The 14,652-nt window shown below is 72.4% G+C and carries 15 protein-coding genes; 8 read left to right on the top strand and 7 right to left on the bottom strand.

Annotated features, from left to right (window positions below; genetic code table 11):
• Positions 1–28 precede the first annotated feature (28 nt).
• Positions 29–631, bottom strand: a complete 603-nt coding sequence (locus tag ACFXAE_RS21420) for a hypothetical protein (RefSeq protein WP_384717085.1) — start codon at positions 629–631, stop codon at positions 29–31.
• A gap of 355 nt (positions 632–986) precedes the next feature.
• A complete protein-coding gene (locus tag ACFXAE_RS21415; protein WP_384717082.1) occupies positions 987–2,237 on the bottom strand; it encodes an exo-beta-N-acetylmuramidase NamZ domain-containing protein in 1,251 nt (416 codons plus the stop codon).
• Between the two features lie 166 nt (positions 2,238–2,403).
• On the opposite strand from ACFXAE_RS21415, the gene ACFXAE_RS21410 reads away from it, so the two are divergent.
• The 3 genes from ACFXAE_RS21410 to ACFXAE_RS21400 are packed head-to-tail and all read left to right on the top strand — an operon-like array spanning position 2,404 to position 5,460.
• Positions 2,404–3,177 carry an SDR family oxidoreductase gene (locus ACFXAE_RS21410; RefSeq protein WP_384717079.1) on the top strand — a complete coding sequence of 258 codons (774 nt, stop codon included), beginning with the start codon at positions 2,404–2,406 and terminating at the stop codon, positions 3,175–3,177.
• Complete coding sequence (locus ACFXAE_RS21405; protein ID WP_384717076.1) at positions 3,174–4,838, top strand: class I adenylate-forming enzyme family protein; 1,665 nt, start codon at positions 3,174–3,176, stop codon at positions 4,836–4,838. Before ACFXAE_RS21410 ends, ACFXAE_RS21405 begins: the two co-directional genes overlap by 4 nt.
• 28 nt (positions 4,839–4,866) lie before the next feature.
• Positions 4,867–5,460: a TetR/AcrR family transcriptional regulator gene (locus ACFXAE_RS21400; RefSeq protein ID WP_384717073.1), complete on the top strand. Its 594-nt coding sequence runs from the start codon at positions 4,867–4,869 to the stop codon at positions 5,458–5,460.
• A gap of 57 nt (positions 5,461–5,517) precedes the next feature.
• Here ACFXAE_RS21400 and ACFXAE_RS21395 read toward each other — a convergent pair whose 3' ends face one another.
• Positions 5,518–6,732: an acyl-CoA dehydrogenase family protein gene (locus ACFXAE_RS21395; RefSeq protein ID WP_384717070.1), complete on the bottom strand. Its 1,215-nt coding sequence runs from the start codon at positions 6,730–6,732 to the stop codon at positions 5,518–5,520.
• Positions 6,733–6,738: 6 nt separating this feature from the next.
• Positions 6,739–7,761 carry a phosphotransferase family protein gene (locus ACFXAE_RS21390; RefSeq protein ID WP_384717067.1) on the bottom strand — a complete coding sequence of 341 codons (1,023 nt, stop codon included), beginning with the start codon at positions 7,759–7,761 and terminating at the stop codon, positions 6,739–6,741.
• A 197-nt stretch (positions 7,762–7,958) separates the two neighbouring features.
• On the opposite strand from ACFXAE_RS21390, the gene ACFXAE_RS21385 reads away from it, so the two are divergent.
• A complete protein-coding gene (locus ACFXAE_RS21385) occupies positions 7,959–8,885 on the top strand; it encodes an NADP-dependent oxidoreductase (protein WP_384717064.1) in 927 nt (308 codons plus the stop codon).
• Between the two features lie 137 nt (positions 8,886–9,022).
• Here the strand turns inward: ACFXAE_RS21385 and ACFXAE_RS21380 are convergent, their stop codons facing one another.
• From ACFXAE_RS21380 to ACFXAE_RS21370, 3 genes are all read right to left on the bottom strand, one after another.
• Complete coding sequence (locus tag ACFXAE_RS21380; protein ID WP_384717061.1) at positions 9,023–9,358, bottom strand: DUF202 domain-containing protein; 336 nt, start codon at positions 9,356–9,358, stop codon at positions 9,023–9,025.
• Positions 9,355–9,747, bottom strand: a complete 393-nt coding sequence (locus ACFXAE_RS21375; RefSeq protein WP_384717059.1) for a YidH family protein — start codon at positions 9,745–9,747, stop codon at positions 9,355–9,357. Before ACFXAE_RS21375 ends, ACFXAE_RS21380 begins: the two co-directional genes overlap by 4 nt.
• 92 nt (positions 9,748–9,839) lie before the next feature.
• On the bottom strand, positions 9,840–10,361 hold the full coding sequence (locus ACFXAE_RS21370; RefSeq protein ID WP_384717056.1) for an NUDIX hydrolase: 522 nt from the start codon (positions 10,359–10,361) through the stop codon (positions 9,840–9,842).
• Between the two features lie 255 nt (positions 10,362–10,616).
• On the opposite strand from ACFXAE_RS21370, the gene ACFXAE_RS21365 reads away from it, so the two are divergent.
• The 4 genes from ACFXAE_RS21365 (at position 10,617) to ACFXAE_RS21350 (ending at position 14,613) form a co-directional block, all read left to right on the top strand.
• Positions 10,617–11,567, top strand: coding sequence for a hypothetical protein (locus ACFXAE_RS21365; protein WP_384717053.1), 951 nt, complete (start codon positions 10,617–10,619; stop codon positions 11,565–11,567).
• 67 nt (positions 11,568–11,634) lie between these two features.
• Positions 11,635–13,179, top strand: coding sequence for an APC family permease (locus ACFXAE_RS21360; RefSeq protein WP_384717050.1), 1,545 nt, complete (start codon positions 11,635–11,637; stop codon positions 13,177–13,179).
• Between the two features lie 77 nt (positions 13,180–13,256).
• Positions 13,257–14,006: a molybdopterin-dependent oxidoreductase gene (locus ACFXAE_RS21355; protein WP_384717047.1), complete on the top strand. Its 750-nt coding sequence runs from the start codon at positions 13,257–13,259 to the stop codon at positions 14,004–14,006.
• Positions 13,990–14,613, top strand: coding sequence for a cytochrome b/b6 domain-containing protein (locus ACFXAE_RS21350; protein ID WP_384717044.1), 624 nt, complete (start codon positions 13,990–13,992; stop codon positions 14,611–14,613). Before ACFXAE_RS21355 ends, ACFXAE_RS21350 begins: the two co-directional genes overlap by 17 nt.
• Positions 14,614–14,652: the final 39 nt, after the last annotated feature.

Here is a 14,652-nt window from a genome sequence, read left to right as displayed (position 1 = left end):
CCCCTGCGGTCCCGGCGCTCCCTGTCGCTCAGGCGGACACCAGCAGCCTCGCCCGGCGGGCGTCCGCCAGGGCTCCGGGGGTGAGCACGGGACGCGGAACCAGGATTCCGCAGTCCGTGCAGACCGGGCCCGTCGACGGTTCGTGGTCCAGGTCGAAGCGCCACATGAGCTGTTCCCCCCGGCACACGGGGCAGACCGTACCCGGCTCGCGCTCCAGCGCGGCTATCAGCCGCCGCAGCACCTCGGCCAGCGGCTCACGCGGATGCACCCGCGGGTCGTCGCACCAGGCCACGCCGAAACCGCCCCAGGTCAGCCGGTGCCAGTCGTCCACACTGCCCGGTCTGCGCAGCCCGTCGTGCTTCTCCTTCCTGCGGCGCTCGGCGAACTCCACCTCGTAGGCCAGCCAGACCGCCCGGGCCTCCTCCAGTTCCTCCAGTGCGGCCACGAGCCGCGCCGGGTCGACGGAGCGGTCCTCGGGATCGAACCCGGCCCGCGAGCACAGATGGTCCCAGGTCGCCCTGTGCCCGTAGGGAGCGAATCGCTCAAGGCACTTGCGCAGCGAGTAGCGCCGCAGTGCCAGATCGCACCGCGGATCTCGGACCTGTCTCGCCAGACTCCGGAAACCGGCCATCGTCCTGCACCTCCGTCACACCTGCACCTGTAATCCGGTCACTTCGGCGTCGTCGAACGGACGTCGCCGAATAGACGTATCGACACGCGAATCGGCTCCATCCTTTTTTCGATGGCCCCCATCAGCCGGCCGCGGGGGCTCACGGGTCAACTCCCGTGGTCCCTGCTTCAGTTGTGGTCGTTCACGGGGATACCGGCGGTAACCCGCTCCGTGCCCTCCCCGCGGGGGAGGAGTCCCTCCTCGACAGCCTGAGAACTCCCGGCGGCTTCCACGGGTTCCTGAAGACCCCGCCGATATGCACGCCCGACGCAAAACGGCGGCGGGCCGCCGCCCGCCGCCGTCCCGTACCACCCGCTCAGCGGTAGAGCAGGTACTCCCGCCGCGTCCTTCGGAACCCCGCCAGCTCCTCCTGCCAGCCGGCCGCCACCTCGTCCGGGCCCGCGCCCGCGTCGATCATGGTGCGCACGCGCGTGGAGCCCGTGAGCTTGTCGATCCAGTGGTCCGGGCGCCAGGCGAAACCGCTCCACGACCGCTTGGCAGTGATCAGCAGCCCGATCCCGGTCCGCACCGGATCGAACTCCTCCCGGTCGTGCACGTGCAGCTGGACACCCCCGACGGTCTTCCCCTGGAACTTGGAGAACACCGGCGCGAAGTACGCCTCCCGGAAGCGGACGCCCCCCAGGCCCAGCGCGTTCGCCCCGTCCGCCCAGCGCCCGTCGATCCCCTCCGCCCCCAGCAGCTCGAACGGCCGGGTGGTCCCGCGTCCCTCGGACAGGTTCGTCCCCTCGAACAGGCACGTCCCCGAGTACACCAGTGCCGTCTCCGGTGTCGGCATGTTCGGGCTCGGCGGCACCCACGGCAGCCCGGAGGCGTCGTAGAAGTCCGACCGCCGCCAGCCCGACATCCGTACGGTCTCCAGCGGCACCGGCGTCGTCAGGAACTCCCCGTTGAACAGCAGCGCCAGCTCCGCCACCGTCATCCCGTGCGCCTGGGAGACGGGCTGCCGCCCGACGAACGTCGCGAACTCCTTGTGCAGCACCGGGCCCAGCGCCGCCCGTCCGGTCGCCGGGTTCGGCCGGTCGAGGACGACGAACCGCTTGCCCGCGAGCGCGGCCGACTCCATGCAGTCGAACAGCGTCCAGATGTACGTGTAGAACCGCGCGCCGACGTCCTGGATGTCGAAGACGACCGTGTCCACACCGGAGGCCGTGAAGATGTCGGCGAGCGCCTGACCGCTCTTCAGATACGTGTCGTAGACGGGCAGACCGGTCGCCGGGTCGTCGTGGCGGCCCTCCGAGCCGCCCGCCTGGGCGGTGCCCCGGAAGCCGTGCTCGGGGCCGAAGACGGCGGTCAGGTCCACCCGGTCGTCGGCGTGCATGACGTCGACGATGTGCCGCGCCTCCCGGGTGATGCCCGTCGGGTTGGTGACCACGCCCACGCGCCGGCCGTCGAGCAGCCCGTAGCCGTCCGCGGCGAGCCGTTCGAACCCGGTGCGCAGCCTGCGGCCGCCTTCGTGCGCCGGCCCGGAAGCGGCGGCGGCCGGTGCGGCACAGGCCGCGACCGCGGCCGTGGTGGTGGCGAGCAGGCTCCGTCTGGACAGCTTCATGCGGTGCCTCCTGATCGCGGCGGGTGTCATGCCCACGCACGCTAGCGCGCACGACCGCCCCGGGGAACGAACCGGACCGGCCCCGCGCGGAACACCCCTTCCACCGGACATACCGACCGGTTAGTCTGACGCCGGTAACCGCTGGGAGCCGCGTCGAAGGAGACCGATGGTGCAAGCCGTGCAAGGTGCGAAGGTGGTCGTCACGGGAGCCGGGGGCGGCATCGGGGCGGCGCTCGCCCGCCGCTTCGCCGACCGGGGGGCGCGGGTCGTCGTCAACGACCTGGACGCCGACCGCGCGAAGGCCGTCGCCGGGGAGATCGGGGGCCTGGCCGTGGTGGGCGACGCCTCCTCGGTCGTCGCCGAGGCCCGTGACGCGCTCGGCGGGACGGTCGACGTGTACTGCGCCAACGCGGGCGTCGGCCGCGACGGCGGGGAGCCCGGCGAACCGCTCGACGAGCAGGGCTGGGCGCTCTCCTGGGACGTCAACGTGATGGCGCACGTCCGCGCGGCGCACGCGCTGCTCCCGGACTGGCTGGAGCGCGGCAGCGGCCGCTTCGTCTCCACCGTCTCCGCTGCCGGGCTGCTCACCATGATCGGGACCGCCCCCTACAGCGTCACCAAGCACGGCGCCTACGCCTTCGCCGAGTGGTTGTCACTGACGTACCGCCACCGCGGGGTGAAGGTCCACGCGATCTGCCCGCAGGGCGTGCGCACCGACATGCTCGACGCCAGCGGCAGCGCGGGCGACCTGGTCCTCAAGCCGACCGCGATCGAACCGGAGGACGTGGCCGACGCCCTCTTCCGAGGCATCGACGAGGACCGCTTCCTGATCCTGCCGCACCCCGAGGTCGCCGAGTACTACCGGGCCCGCGCCGCCGAGCCGGAGCGCTGGCTCTCCGGCATGAACCGCATCCAGCGGCAGTGGGAGGCGACCCGGTGACCGCCTCCCGCTACGCCGCCAAGCCCTGGCTGGCCCTTCTCACCGAGGTCCAGCGCGCCCCGGTCGCTCCCGCGGACTCCCTGGTGCACGCCCTGCGCCGCGCGGTGTCCGAGACCCCCGACCGCACCTTTCTCGCCTACTTCGACGGCCGCCTGACCTACCGGGAGGCCGACGGGCTCAGCGACTCCGTCGCCGGCCACCTCGCCGCACGCGGCCTGGAGCGCGGCGAGCGGGTGGCGATCCTGCTGCAGAACTCCCCGCTCTTCGTCCTCGCCCTGCTCGGCGCCTGGAAGGCGGGCGCGGTCGTCGTGCCCGTCAACCCGATGTACAAGTCGGGCGAGGTGACGCACGTCCTGCGGGACGCCGACGCGGCCGCGCTGATCTGCTCCGACCGGGCCTGGGAGTCGTACCTGCGCGACACGGCCGCCGGGTCGCCGGTGCGGATCGTGCTCACCGGCTGCGAGCTGGACTTCCAGACCCGCGGTGACACGCGGGTGCTTTCCTTCGAGCGGCTCCCGGGGGCCCCGGACGCCGACGACCTCACCGGCGTCGCCCGCGGGGGCCGGCCGGCCCCCGACAACCGCGACCCCGCCCCCGGCGACACCGCGCTGATCAGCTACACCTCGGGCACCAGCGGCACCCCCAAGGGCGCCACCAACACGCACGGCAACATCATGTACAACGCCGAGCGGCAGCGTACGGGACTCGGTCTGCCCGAGGCGCCGGTCTACTTCGCCCTCGCGCCCCTGTTCCACATCACCGGGATGGTCTGCCAGCTCGGCGCCTGCCTCAACAGCGCGGGCACCCTCGTCCTGGCGTACCGCTTCGAGTCGGGCGTCGTCCTGGACGCCTTCGCCGAGCACCGGCCGCACTACACCGTCGGCCCGTCCACCGCCTTCATGGCGCTGGCCGCCCACCCCGAGGCGAGCCGCGACCACTTCTCCTCCTTCCGGGTGATCTCCTCCGGCGGCGCCCCGCTGCCGCCCGCCCTGGTGGAGAAGTTCCGGGCCGGCTTCGGGCCGTACCTCCGCAACGGTTACGGGCTGACCGAGTGCACCGCCCCCTGCGCCTCCGTCCCGCCGCACCTGGAGGCTCCCGTCGACGAGGCCTCCGGCACGCTCGCCGTCGGCGTGCCCGGCCCCGACACCGTCGTACGGATCGTCGACGACCGGGGCGAGGAGGTGCCCTTCGGCGAGCAGGGCGAGATCGTCGTGCGCGGCCCGCAGGTCGTGCCCGGGTACTGGCAGCGGCCCGACGCCACCGCCGGGACCTTCCCGGACGGGGAGCTGCGCACCGGCGACATCGGCTTCATGGACCCCGAGGGCTGGCTGTACGTCGTCGACCGCAAGAAGGACATGATCAACGCGTCCGGCTTCAAGGTGTGGCCGCGCGAGGTCGAGGACGTGCTCTACACGCACCCGGCGGTGCGCGAGGCGGCCGTCGTGGGCGTGCCCGACGGATACCGCGGGGAGACCGTCAAGGCCTTCATCAGCTTGCGCCCCGGCGCCGAAGCGGACCCGGACGCGCTCGCCGCGTACTGCGAGGAGAGACTGGCCGCCTACAAGTATCCGCGCCAGGTGGAGATCCTGCCGGACCTGCCGAAGACGGCCAGTGGGAAGATCCTCCGGCGGGAACTGCGTTCCCTGACCCACGACAACTAGCAGCGACACGGAAAGGCGGGTGGCGGCAGTGCCCAGGACGACGGACGGTGACGGGACTCCTGTGCCGCAGCGGCTCCTGGCCGCCGCCACCCGGCTCTTCGCCGAGCAGGGCTACGACCGCACCTCGGTGCAGGAGATCGTCGAGGCGGCCGGCGTCACCAAGGGGGCGCTCTACCACTACTTCGGCTCCAAGGACGACCTGCTGCACGAGGTGTACGCGCGCGTGCTGCGCCTCCAGCAGGAACGCCTGGACCACTTCGCGGACGCCGACGAGCCGATCGAGAAGCGGCTGCGCGGCGCGGCGGCGGACGTCGTCGTCACCACCATCGAGAACCTCGACGACGCGTCGATCTTCTTCCGCTCCATGCACCACCTCGGCCCGGAGAAGAACAAGCAGGTGCGCGCCGAGCGCCGCCGCTACCACGAGCGCTTCCGCGCGCTGATCGAGGAGGGCCAGCGCGAGGGCGTCTTCTCCACGGCGACCCCGGCCGACCTGGTGGTCGACTACCACTTCGGCTCCGTGCACCACCTGTCGACCTGGTACCGCCCCGACGGCCCGCTCGGCCCGCAGGAGGTCGCCGACCACCTGGCGGACCTGCTGCTGCGGGCCCTGCGCCCCTGAGGACACCCCCACGTCCTGTGGCCCGCCGGCACCGGCGGGCCACAGGACGTCCAGGGACTACAGGTACTTCTTCAGCTCCCGGCGCGCCAGCGACCGCTGGTGCACCTCGTCCGGGCCGTCGGCGATCATCAGCGTGCGGGCCCCGGCGTACAGCTCGGCCAGCGGGAAGTCCTGGCTGACCCCGCCCGCGCCGTACAGCTGGATCGCGCGGTCGAGGATGCCGACGACCGTGCGCGGAGTGGCGATCTTGATGGCCTGGATCTCCGTGTGGGCGCCCCGGTTGCCGACGGTGTCCATCATCCAGGCCGTCTTCAGCACCAGCAGCCGCAGCTGCTCGACCGCCACGCGCGCGTCGGCGATCCAGTTCTGCACCACGCCCTGCTGCGCCAGCGCCTTGCCGAAGGCGTCACGCGACACCGCGCGGCGGCACATCAGCTCGACGGCCCGCTCGGCCATGCCGATCAGCCGCATGCAGTGGTGGATCCGGCCGGGGCCGAGCCGGGCCTGGGCGATGGCGAAGCCGCCGCCCTCCTCGCCGATCAGGTTCGACACCGGCACGCGCGCGTGGTCGAAGACCACCTCGGCGTGCCCGCCGTGGTAGTGGTCCTCGTAGCCGAACACCTGCATCGCGCGCGTGATCGTGACGCCCGGGGTGTCGCGCGGGACCAGGACCATGGACTGCTGACGGCGGATGTCCGCCCCGTCCGGGTCGGTCTTCCCCATCACGATGAAGATCTTGCAGTCCGGGTGCATCGCCCCGGAGATGTACCACTTGCGGCCGGTGATGACGTATTCGTCGCCGTCCCGCTCGATGTGCGTGGTGATGTTGGTGGCGTCCGAGGAGGCCACCTCCGGTTCGGTCATCGCGAACGCCGAGCGGATCTCACCCGCGAGCAGCGGCTGGAGCCACTGCTTCCTCTGCTGCTCGTCGCCGAACTGCGCCAGCACCTCCATGTTCCCGGTGTCGGGCGCCGCGCAGTTGGTGACGGTGGGCGCGATCTGCGGGGACCGGCCCATGATCTCGGCGAGCGGCGCGTACTGCAGGTTCGTCAGCCCGGCACCGTACTCGGAGTCGGGCAGGAACAGGTTCCACAGCCCCTGCCGGCGGGCCTCGGCCTTCAGCTCCTCCACGACGGGGACGTTCCGCCACGGCGAGTCCAGCCCGGCACGCTGCTCGTGGGCGACCGCTTCGGCCGGGTACACGTACTCGTCCATGAAGGCGAGCAGTTTGGCGCGCAGCTCCTCGGTGCGCGCGTCGAACGCGAAGTCCATGGTGGGTCAGCCTTCCTGAAGAGTGGTCAGACCGTGCCGGATGAAGACGGGGACCAGATCGCCGATGCGGTCGAAGCCGCGGCCCACCGTCTGACCCAGGGTGTAGCGGTAGTGGATGCCCTCCAGGATCACGGCGAGCTTGAACCAGGCGAACGCCGTGTACCAGGACACCGCGGAGACGTCGCGCCCCGACCGCGCGGCGTACCGCTCGATCAGCTCGGCCGGCGTGGGGTGCCCGGGCGCCTCGGCGGTCGTGGAGACGGGGGAGTCCGGCATGCCCAGCGGCATGCTGTACATCACCAGCAGCCCCAGGTCCGTCAGCGGATCGCCGAGCGTGGACATCTCCCAGTCGAGGACGGCCTTGATCCGGTCGTCCTCCCCGATCAGCGCGTTGTCGAGGCGGTAGTCGCCGTGCACCACGGACGGCGCGGGGGAGACGGGCAGCGCGCGCCCGAGCGCCGCGTGCAGCTCGTCGATCCCGGCCAGCTCCCGGTTGCGGGAGGCGTCCAGCTGCTTGCTCCAGCGCCGCAGTTGCCGGTCCAGGAAGCCCTCGGGTCGGCCGAAGTCCGCCAGGCCCACCGCACCGGGATCGACGGCGTGCAGCTCGACGAGCGTGTCGACCAGGTTCAGCACGGCGTCCCGGGTGCGCCCGGCGCCGAGCGGGGCGAGCTGGCCGGCCGTCCGGTACGGAGTGCCCTCGACGAAGTCCATGACGTAGAACGGCGCCCCGAGCACCTCCTCGTCCTCGCACAGCAGCACGGTGCGCGGCACCGGCACGGCGGTCGGGTGCAGCGCGCTGATCACCCGGTGCTCGCGCTTCATGTCGTGCGCGGTGGCCAGGACATGGCCGAGCGGGGGACGCCGTACGACCCACTTCGAGCCGCCGTCGGAGACCTCGTACGTGAGGTTCGACCTGCCGCCCTCGATCAGCCGACCGGTGAGCGGGCCGTTCACCAGGCCGGGCCGCTCCCGTTCGAGCAGGCCGTGCAGCCGGTCGAGATCGAGTCCGGGCGGGTGGTCGGGGCTCATCGTCGCTCCTACGGGCAGGAAACAGTACCCGCATCATGATGCCGACCGGTCGGTATGTCGTCCAGAGCGGCGGCCGAACGTGATCGGGGCCACGATAGGCGCTCGTCGCGCCCGTGCCTCGTCCGGCCGCCACGCGAATGGCGTATATCGGGCCATTCGGCTTGCACCGTGCGCGTGGACACCGGAGGGTCGGACCCATGAAGGCGATCAGCTACTCACGGTACGGCGGCCCCGAAGTGCTGGAGCTCGGGGAGGTCGACGACCCCAGGATCGGCCCCGACTCGGTACTGGTGAAGGTGCGGGCGGCGGCCGTCAACCCGGTCGACTGGAAGTGCCGCGAGGGCTATCTCGACTCGATCCTCCAGCCGGTGTTCCCGGTGATCCCCGGCTGGGACGTCTCGGGTGTGGTCGTCCGACCCGGTCCAGCCGTACCGGAGTTCGCCGTCGGCGACGAGGTCGTCGGCTACGTGCGCGAGGACGTCCTCTCGCGCGGCACCTTCGCCGAGTACGTGGCCGCCCCGGCGCGCGCCCTCGCGCGCAAGCCGCGCGCCCTGTCCTTCGAGGAGGCGGCCGGCCTCCCGCTCGCGGGACTCACCGCGTACCAGGTGCTGCACCGCGTCCTCGAGGTCAAGCGGGGCGAGACCGTCCTGGTGCACGCCGCGGCCGGCGGCGTCGGCTCCATCGCCGTCCAGCTCGCCGCCCACCTCGGCGCCCGGGTCATCGGTACGGCGAGCGAGCGCAACCACGACTTCGTACGCGGGCTGGGCGGCGAACCGGTGAGTCACGGCGAGGGCCTGGCCGAACGGGTACGGGGACTGACGCCCGAGGGCGTGGACGCGGTGTTCGACACGGTGGGCGGCGACGCCCTCAAGACCTCCGCGAACCTGCTGGCCCCCGAGGGCCGCCTGGCCTCGATCACCGACCCCGAGGTGGTGGACTACGGCGGCCGCTACTGGTTCGTCCGCCCCGACCCCCAGGACCTCCAGCACCTCTCCGACCTGGCGGACCAGGGCACGGTCACCATCCACGTCTCGGAGACCTTCCCCTTGGAACGAGCGGCGGACGCCCACCGCCTGAACCAGGAGGGCCGCACCCGGGGCAAGATCGTGGTGACGGTCGGCTGAAGTCGGCCCGTCCGGCACCTCCGGCCCGTCCGGCGCTTGAGGACAAGGCCCGTTCAGGGCCGGAGGGGGTCCGGGGCGCAGCCCCGGGGACGGGACGGGAAGGGGCGGCGGGGGCGAAAAACCCACCGGGCCCGACCTCATCCCAACCCGACGAGCACCACCCCGCACCCGGCCATGGCCACCGTACAGACCACCGCAACCGCCGCATACGGCGGAACAAGCGCCCCCGGTTCACTCACGGCCGCCAGCCCCCGAATCCGCCGATGGGCGATCCCCAGGAACCCCACCCAACAGGCGCAACACAGCACGCACGCGACAACCCCGACCGCCGACACCCCACCCGCCAGAGCCGTCTTCACGGCCAGCACGGCAGCGACGGTGGCCGACAACGTCGTACGCCGCCACGCGAGCCGGGTCCGCTCGGGCTGCAGCCCCGGATCCCGCTCCGTGGCCCGAGCCGCCGCTTCGTTCACCCGTTCCACCCGAAGAGCACGACGGCGACCATCGCCACGGCCACCACCGCCACCACAAGACTCAGCAGCGCCGGGAACCGCGACACCGGCAGATCCTCCCCCCGCCGCATCGCCCGCTCACACCGCACCCAGTGACTGACCGCCCGCAACGCGCACAACGCCCCCGCGGCCAGCAGCGCCAGCGCCAGCCCGACCCGCCACCCCCACCGCAGATCCGGCAGGAACTGGTCCACGGCGAACCCGCCCCCGATCAGCGCGAGCGCGGTACGCAACCACGCGAGGAACGTCCGCTCGTTCGCCAGCGAGAACCGGTAGTCGGGCGTGTCGCCCTCCCGCCGCACTTCGCCGGGCGCGAACCACAACCGGAGGTTCCGCACAAAGTCGATCACGCCGCGACCCTACCGGGGCCACCCCCGCGCCGGGCCGACGACCGGGGACGAAGCCTTGCTCAGCCCTCAGCCCTCAGCCCTCAGCCTCAGCCTCAGCCCTCAGCCCGCCCCGACCGGAACGCCTTGAGCCGCCCGTACGCCGCCAGCCCGTCCGGCGTCCACTCCCACTCACCGAGCCGCCGCTCCAGTTCCGCCTCAGACAGGAAGTCCCCCCAGGCCACCTCCTCCGCCTGCGGCCGTACGGGCCGGTCGCAGCGCACCTCGTACACCGCCGACCACCAGCTGTGGCCCGCCCCGTCGTCGTACAGGAACGTGAAGACGTACTCGGGGCGCGGCAGCCCGCTCACGCCCAGCTCCTCCTCGGCCTCCCGCAGCGCCGCCTCGTCGTAGCTCTCGCCCGCGCCGACGACCCCGCCGACGAACATGTCGTACAGGGAGGGAAAGACCTGCTTGGCCGGGGTGCGGCGGTGCACGAAGATCCGCCCCTCGGCGTCCCGGACGAGGATGAAGGCGCAGCGGTGGCGCAGTCCCCGTGCGTAGGCCTCTCCGCGCGGGGACCGTCCGACCACCCGGTCGTTCTCGTCGACGATGTCGATGATCTCCTCAGCACTCATACGGCCATCCAAGCAGCGCCGGCCCGTGCCCGGCCGCTCACCCCACCTGGGCGGATTTCCGGCCCCGGACGTCACAAGTAGCCCGTTCGTGAACGCAGTTGACGCGAGTAACGCATGGGGCGCCCTTGACGTGGTCCGTTGGCGGGCGGTTTGCTGTGAGTGATCAGCTCATGGCAATCGGCAGCCGACCACTGCCGTGCCGACCACCCGTCGTGAGCCGGCGACCACAAGAAGAGCGCGTGAGGAAGTTCCGCGGTGCCCCCACCCCCGCCTCCCCTCGGCCGTGCCCGCAAACGTGCGGCACAGGCCCACGACGAGGCTCTCGACGACGCCGAACTCGTGGCCGCGCGGGCCGCTCTGGCACAGGGCCGATGGCAGAGCACCCGCTCGCTGCTGGTCCGCACGGGGGAGGACTGGGACCGCCGGGGCCACCGGATCACGGTGCTCGCCAAGGAGTCGTACTGCGCCCCCTGGGCCCGCGAGTGGCTGCTCGCCGAACCCGACTCCGGTGACGCGTCCGTGCTGTTCGCCCTGGCCCAGGTGCGGCGCGCGCTGCGCGGCAAGGAGAAACCGGCCCGTGCCCGCGAGGTCTGCCACCGGGCGGCGGAACTCGTGCCCGCCGACCCCACCCCCTGGCTCGGACTGCTCCTGCTGGAGTGCGTCCAGGGGGCCGAGGGGGACGTGGTGCGGCTCTTCGAGCAGATCCGCACCCGGTACGCGGACCACCACCACGCTCACCACCTGGTGGTCGCCTGGCTCGCCGAGCGCCGCGTGGAGGCGGGCCCGGACCCGCTGCACGAGGTGTACGACTTCGCCAACTGGGCCGCCGAGCAGGCCCCCGCCGACTCGCCGCTGGCGATCCTGCCGGTCATCGCGCACGCCGAGCGCTACCGCACCCTGGCCGCCGCCGGACACGAACCCGCCGATCCGGTCGCCTCCGGCCACTGGGTCGGCCGCCGCGCCCGGCAGGTGATGAAGGCGGCCTTCGACTGGTGGCTGGAGTGGGAGCACGAGGGTCACCCGCGCCGCCTGGTCGACCTCAACTTCCTCGCCCACGCCAAGGTCTGCGAGGGCCGGGGCGCCGAGGCCGCCGCCCTCTTCCACCGCATCGGCGACCACGCCACACCCGCTCCCTGGTCGTACCCCGGCCGCGACGCCCTGACCGCCTTCCGCACCGCCCGCGCCGCAGCCCTGGGCACGGCCTGACCCAAGCCCTCCGCGTCCCCCCGCATCCCGCCCGCCGCAACCACAACCGACCAAGGACGGCCTTCCGATGACGACGGACAGTTCGAGCACGAGCAGAGCGACAGCCGCCGACGGCATCAGTACCTTCAAGGGGCAGGAGCGCGCCCTGCGCGCCGACCGCCTCGGCACGGGGGGCCTGCTGCTCTCCGTCCTCGCCGCGACCGCCCCCCTCATGGTGGTCGCGGGTGTCATGCCCACCACATTCGCGGTGATGGGCATCGTCGGCCAGCCGCTGCTCTTCGTGGCCCTCGGCGTCGTACTGGTCCTCTTCAGCCTCGGCTACGCCGAGATGAGCCGGCACGTCCACAACGCCGGCGCCTTCTACGCCTACATCTCCCGCGGCCTCGGCGGCACCGCCGGAGCGGGTGCCGCGCTCGTCGCGCTCGTCGCCTACAACTCCCTCCAGGTCGGCATCTACGGCATCTTCGGCTTCGAGGTCTCCGGCCTCTTCGCCACCTACGCCGACCTCGAAGTCGCCTGGTGGATACCGGCGCTGGTGGCCGTGCTCGCCGTCGGCGCGCTGGGCTGGCTGAAGATCGACGTCAACGCGCGCGTGCTCGGCGTGCTGCTGGTCATCGAGGTGCTGCTCGTCGTCGTCTTCGACATCGCCGCCGTCGCCGACCCCGGCAAGGAGGGCCTGTCGCTGCACGCCTTCAACCCGGACACGCTCACCGGCGCCGGCGTCGGCACCGCCCTGTGCTTCTGCATCGCCGCCTTCCTCGGCTTCGAACAGGCCCCCGTGTACGCCGAGGAGACCAGCAGGCCGCATGTGCTCGTGCCGCGCGTGATGTTCCTCGCGGTCACCGGCGTCGCCGTCTTCTTCGCCCTCAGCAGCTGGGCGCTCACCGTCGCCACAGGCCCCGCCGGGATCGTCGGCGCCTCCCGGGAGCAGAGCGCGGGACTGCTGTTCTTCCTCACCGAGGACCGCCTGGGCGGCACCTTCACCGACGTCCTGCACATCCTCTTCGTGACCGGCATGTTCGCGGCGATGCTCAGCTTCCACAACGTCGTCGCCCGGTACGCCTTCGCCATGGGCCGCGAGGGCCTGCTGCCCGCCGCCTTCGGCCGTACCACCGGCACCAGCGGCGCCCCCGGCACCGGCTCCCTGCTCCAGACCGGCATCGCCGCCGTGCTCGTCCTCGCCTTCGCGCTCACCGACGACAAGCCGGCCGGCGACCCGACCGCGCCGGTCCTGCACCTGTTCACCTGGGGCGGCAACGTCGGCGCGCTCGGCGTGATCGTGCTGATGGCCGTCGCCTCCCTGTCCGTCGTCGTCTTCTTCGTCCGGCGCGGCGCCGCGGGCGCGCAGAGCTGGCGGCTGGTCACCTCCGCACTGGCGGGCATCGCCCTGGTCGTCATCGCGGGTTACACGGTCAAGGACTTCGACGTCCTGGTCGGTGCGGGCCCCGGCTCCTCGCTCAGCTGGATCCTGCCCGGCATCATCGGGCTCGCCCTGGCCGTCGGCCTGGTCCAGGGCGCGGTCCTGCGCGTCCGCGCCCCCGAGAAGCACGCCCGCATCGGGCTCGGCAACGAGGCGTTCCAACTGGCGAAGGAGGCCGAGCGCACCTCGTAGGAGAGCGCGGATTACGGAAGTCTGACGGGCGCCCGCGATTCCTGGTCCCCCGGGAACGCGGGTGCTCGAATGGAGGGGTGAACTCCGAACAGCCGCCGCGGGACCCGGACGACGACAGGGACGCGCGGGGCACACCCATCGGCCGCCGTGTCCTCCTCGGCACCCTCGGACTGGGCGCCCTCGGCGTGGTCACCGCGCCCACCCTGCAACGCGGCCTCGAATCCTTCCTCGCCGGAGCCTCCGACAAGGACCCCACCGGCCTGACCGGACTGCTCCCGAACGGCGGCGGCTTCCGCTACTACTCGGTCACCTCGTCCGTCCCGCGGAAGAACGCCGACACCTACCGCCTCACCGTCGACGGCCTCGTCGACCGCCCCACCGCCTACACCCTGGCCGAACTGAAGGCCCTGCCGCAGACCCGCACGGTCCGGGACGTCCAGTGCGTCACCGGCTGGCGGGTGCCGGACACGCCGTTCGAGGGGGTGCGCCTGTCCCGGCTCCTGGACGCCGCGGGAGTGCGCCCCTCGGCCGGGGCGGTGCGCTTCACCTGCTTCGACGGCGCGTACTCCGAGAGCCTCACCCTCGACCAGGCCCGCCGCGCCGACGTCCTGGTGGCCCTGCGCATGCGGGACGAGGACCTGGGCCACGCCCACGGCGGCCCGGCCCGCCTCTACGTGGCCCCGATGTACTTCTACAAGTCCGCCAAGTGGCTCTCCGGCATCACCGTCACCGAGGACGTCGAACCCGGCTACTGGGAGGAGCGCGGCTACGACGTCGACGCCTGGGTCGGCCGCTCGAACGGACGCGACGATGAGCCCACGGACTGACGCCCCGCCCGCCGCCACCGCCGTACGGCGCTTCGGCCGGGCCCAACGGTGGGTGCACCGGACCACGGCCGCGCTGATGGGCGTCTGCGTGGTCACGGCCGCCTGCCTCTACGTTCCCCAGCTCGCCCAGCTCGTGGGCCGCCGCGCCCTCGTCGTCACCCTCCACCAGTGGTCCGGACTCGCCCTGCCCGTCCCCGTCCTCGCCGGTCTCGTCTCCCGCGCCTTCCGCGCCGACCTCGGGCGCCTCAACCGCTTCGGTCGGCACGACCGGACCTGGCTGCGGGCCGCCCTGCGCCGCGACAAGCGCCCTTCGTCCCGACCGGCCGGCAAGTTCAACGCCGGCCAGAAGATCTACGCGGCCTGGATCGCGGGCGCCACGCTGGTGATGCTCGGCACCGGACTGCTGATGTGGTTCACCCACCTCACCCCGCTGGTGTGGCGCACCAGCGCGACCTTCGTCCACGACTGGCTGGCGCTGACCATCGGCATCGTCCTCGCCGGGCACATCGGCATGGCCCTGGCGGACCCCGAGGCCCGGCGCGGCATGCGCACGGGAGCGGTCGGCCGGGACTGGGCGGAGCGTGAACATCCGCTGTGGCGCCCCTGAAACGGCCGCGGGCCCCGGTACCTCGACGAGGTACCGGGG

It is taken from the genome of Streptomyces sp. NPDC059454 (assembly GCF_042749965.1).
In the GTDB taxonomy this organism is placed as follows: Bacteria; Actinomycetota; Actinomycetes; order Streptomycetales; family Streptomycetaceae; genus Streptomyces.
The sequence above is the reverse complement of the archived record's forward strand: the minus strand, read 5'-3'. Positions and strand labels throughout refer to the sequence as shown.

Excerpts from the sequence above, each read along its gene's own strand:
- ACFXAE_RS21420 (WP_384717085.1), bottom strand. The coding sequence starts at position 631 with ATGGCCGGTTTCCGGAGTCTGGCGAGACAGGTCCGAGATCCGCGGTGC.
- ACFXAE_RS21415 (WP_384717082.1), bottom strand. The coding sequence starts at position 2,237 with ATGAAGCTGTCCAGACGGAGCCTGCTCGCCACCACCACGGCCGCGGTC.
- ACFXAE_RS21410 (WP_384717079.1), top strand. The coding sequence starts at position 2,404 with ATGGTGCAAGCCGTGCAAGGTGCGAAGGTGGTCGTCACGGGAGCCGGG.
- ACFXAE_RS21395 (WP_384717070.1), bottom strand. The coding sequence starts at position 6,732 with ATGGACTTCGCGTTCGACGCGCGCACCGAGGAGCTGCGCGCCAAACTG.
- ACFXAE_RS21390 (WP_384717067.1), bottom strand. The coding sequence starts at position 7,761 with ATGAGCCCCGACCACCCGCCCGGACTCGATCTCGACCGGCTGCACGGC.
- ACFXAE_RS21385 (WP_384717064.1), top strand. The coding sequence starts at position 7,959 with ATGAAGGCGATCAGCTACTCACGGTACGGCGGCCCCGAAGTGCTGGAG.
- ACFXAE_RS21370 (WP_384717056.1), bottom strand. The coding sequence starts at position 10,361 with ATGAGTGCTGAGGAGATCATCGACATCGTCGACGAGAACGACCGGGTG.
- ACFXAE_RS21360 (WP_384717050.1), top strand. The coding sequence starts at position 11,635 with ATGACGACGGACAGTTCGAGCACGAGCAGAGCGACAGCCGCCGACGGC.
- ACFXAE_RS21350 (WP_384717044.1), top strand. The coding sequence starts at position 13,990 with ATGAGCCCACGGACTGACGCCCCGCCCGCCGCCACCGCCGTACGGCGC.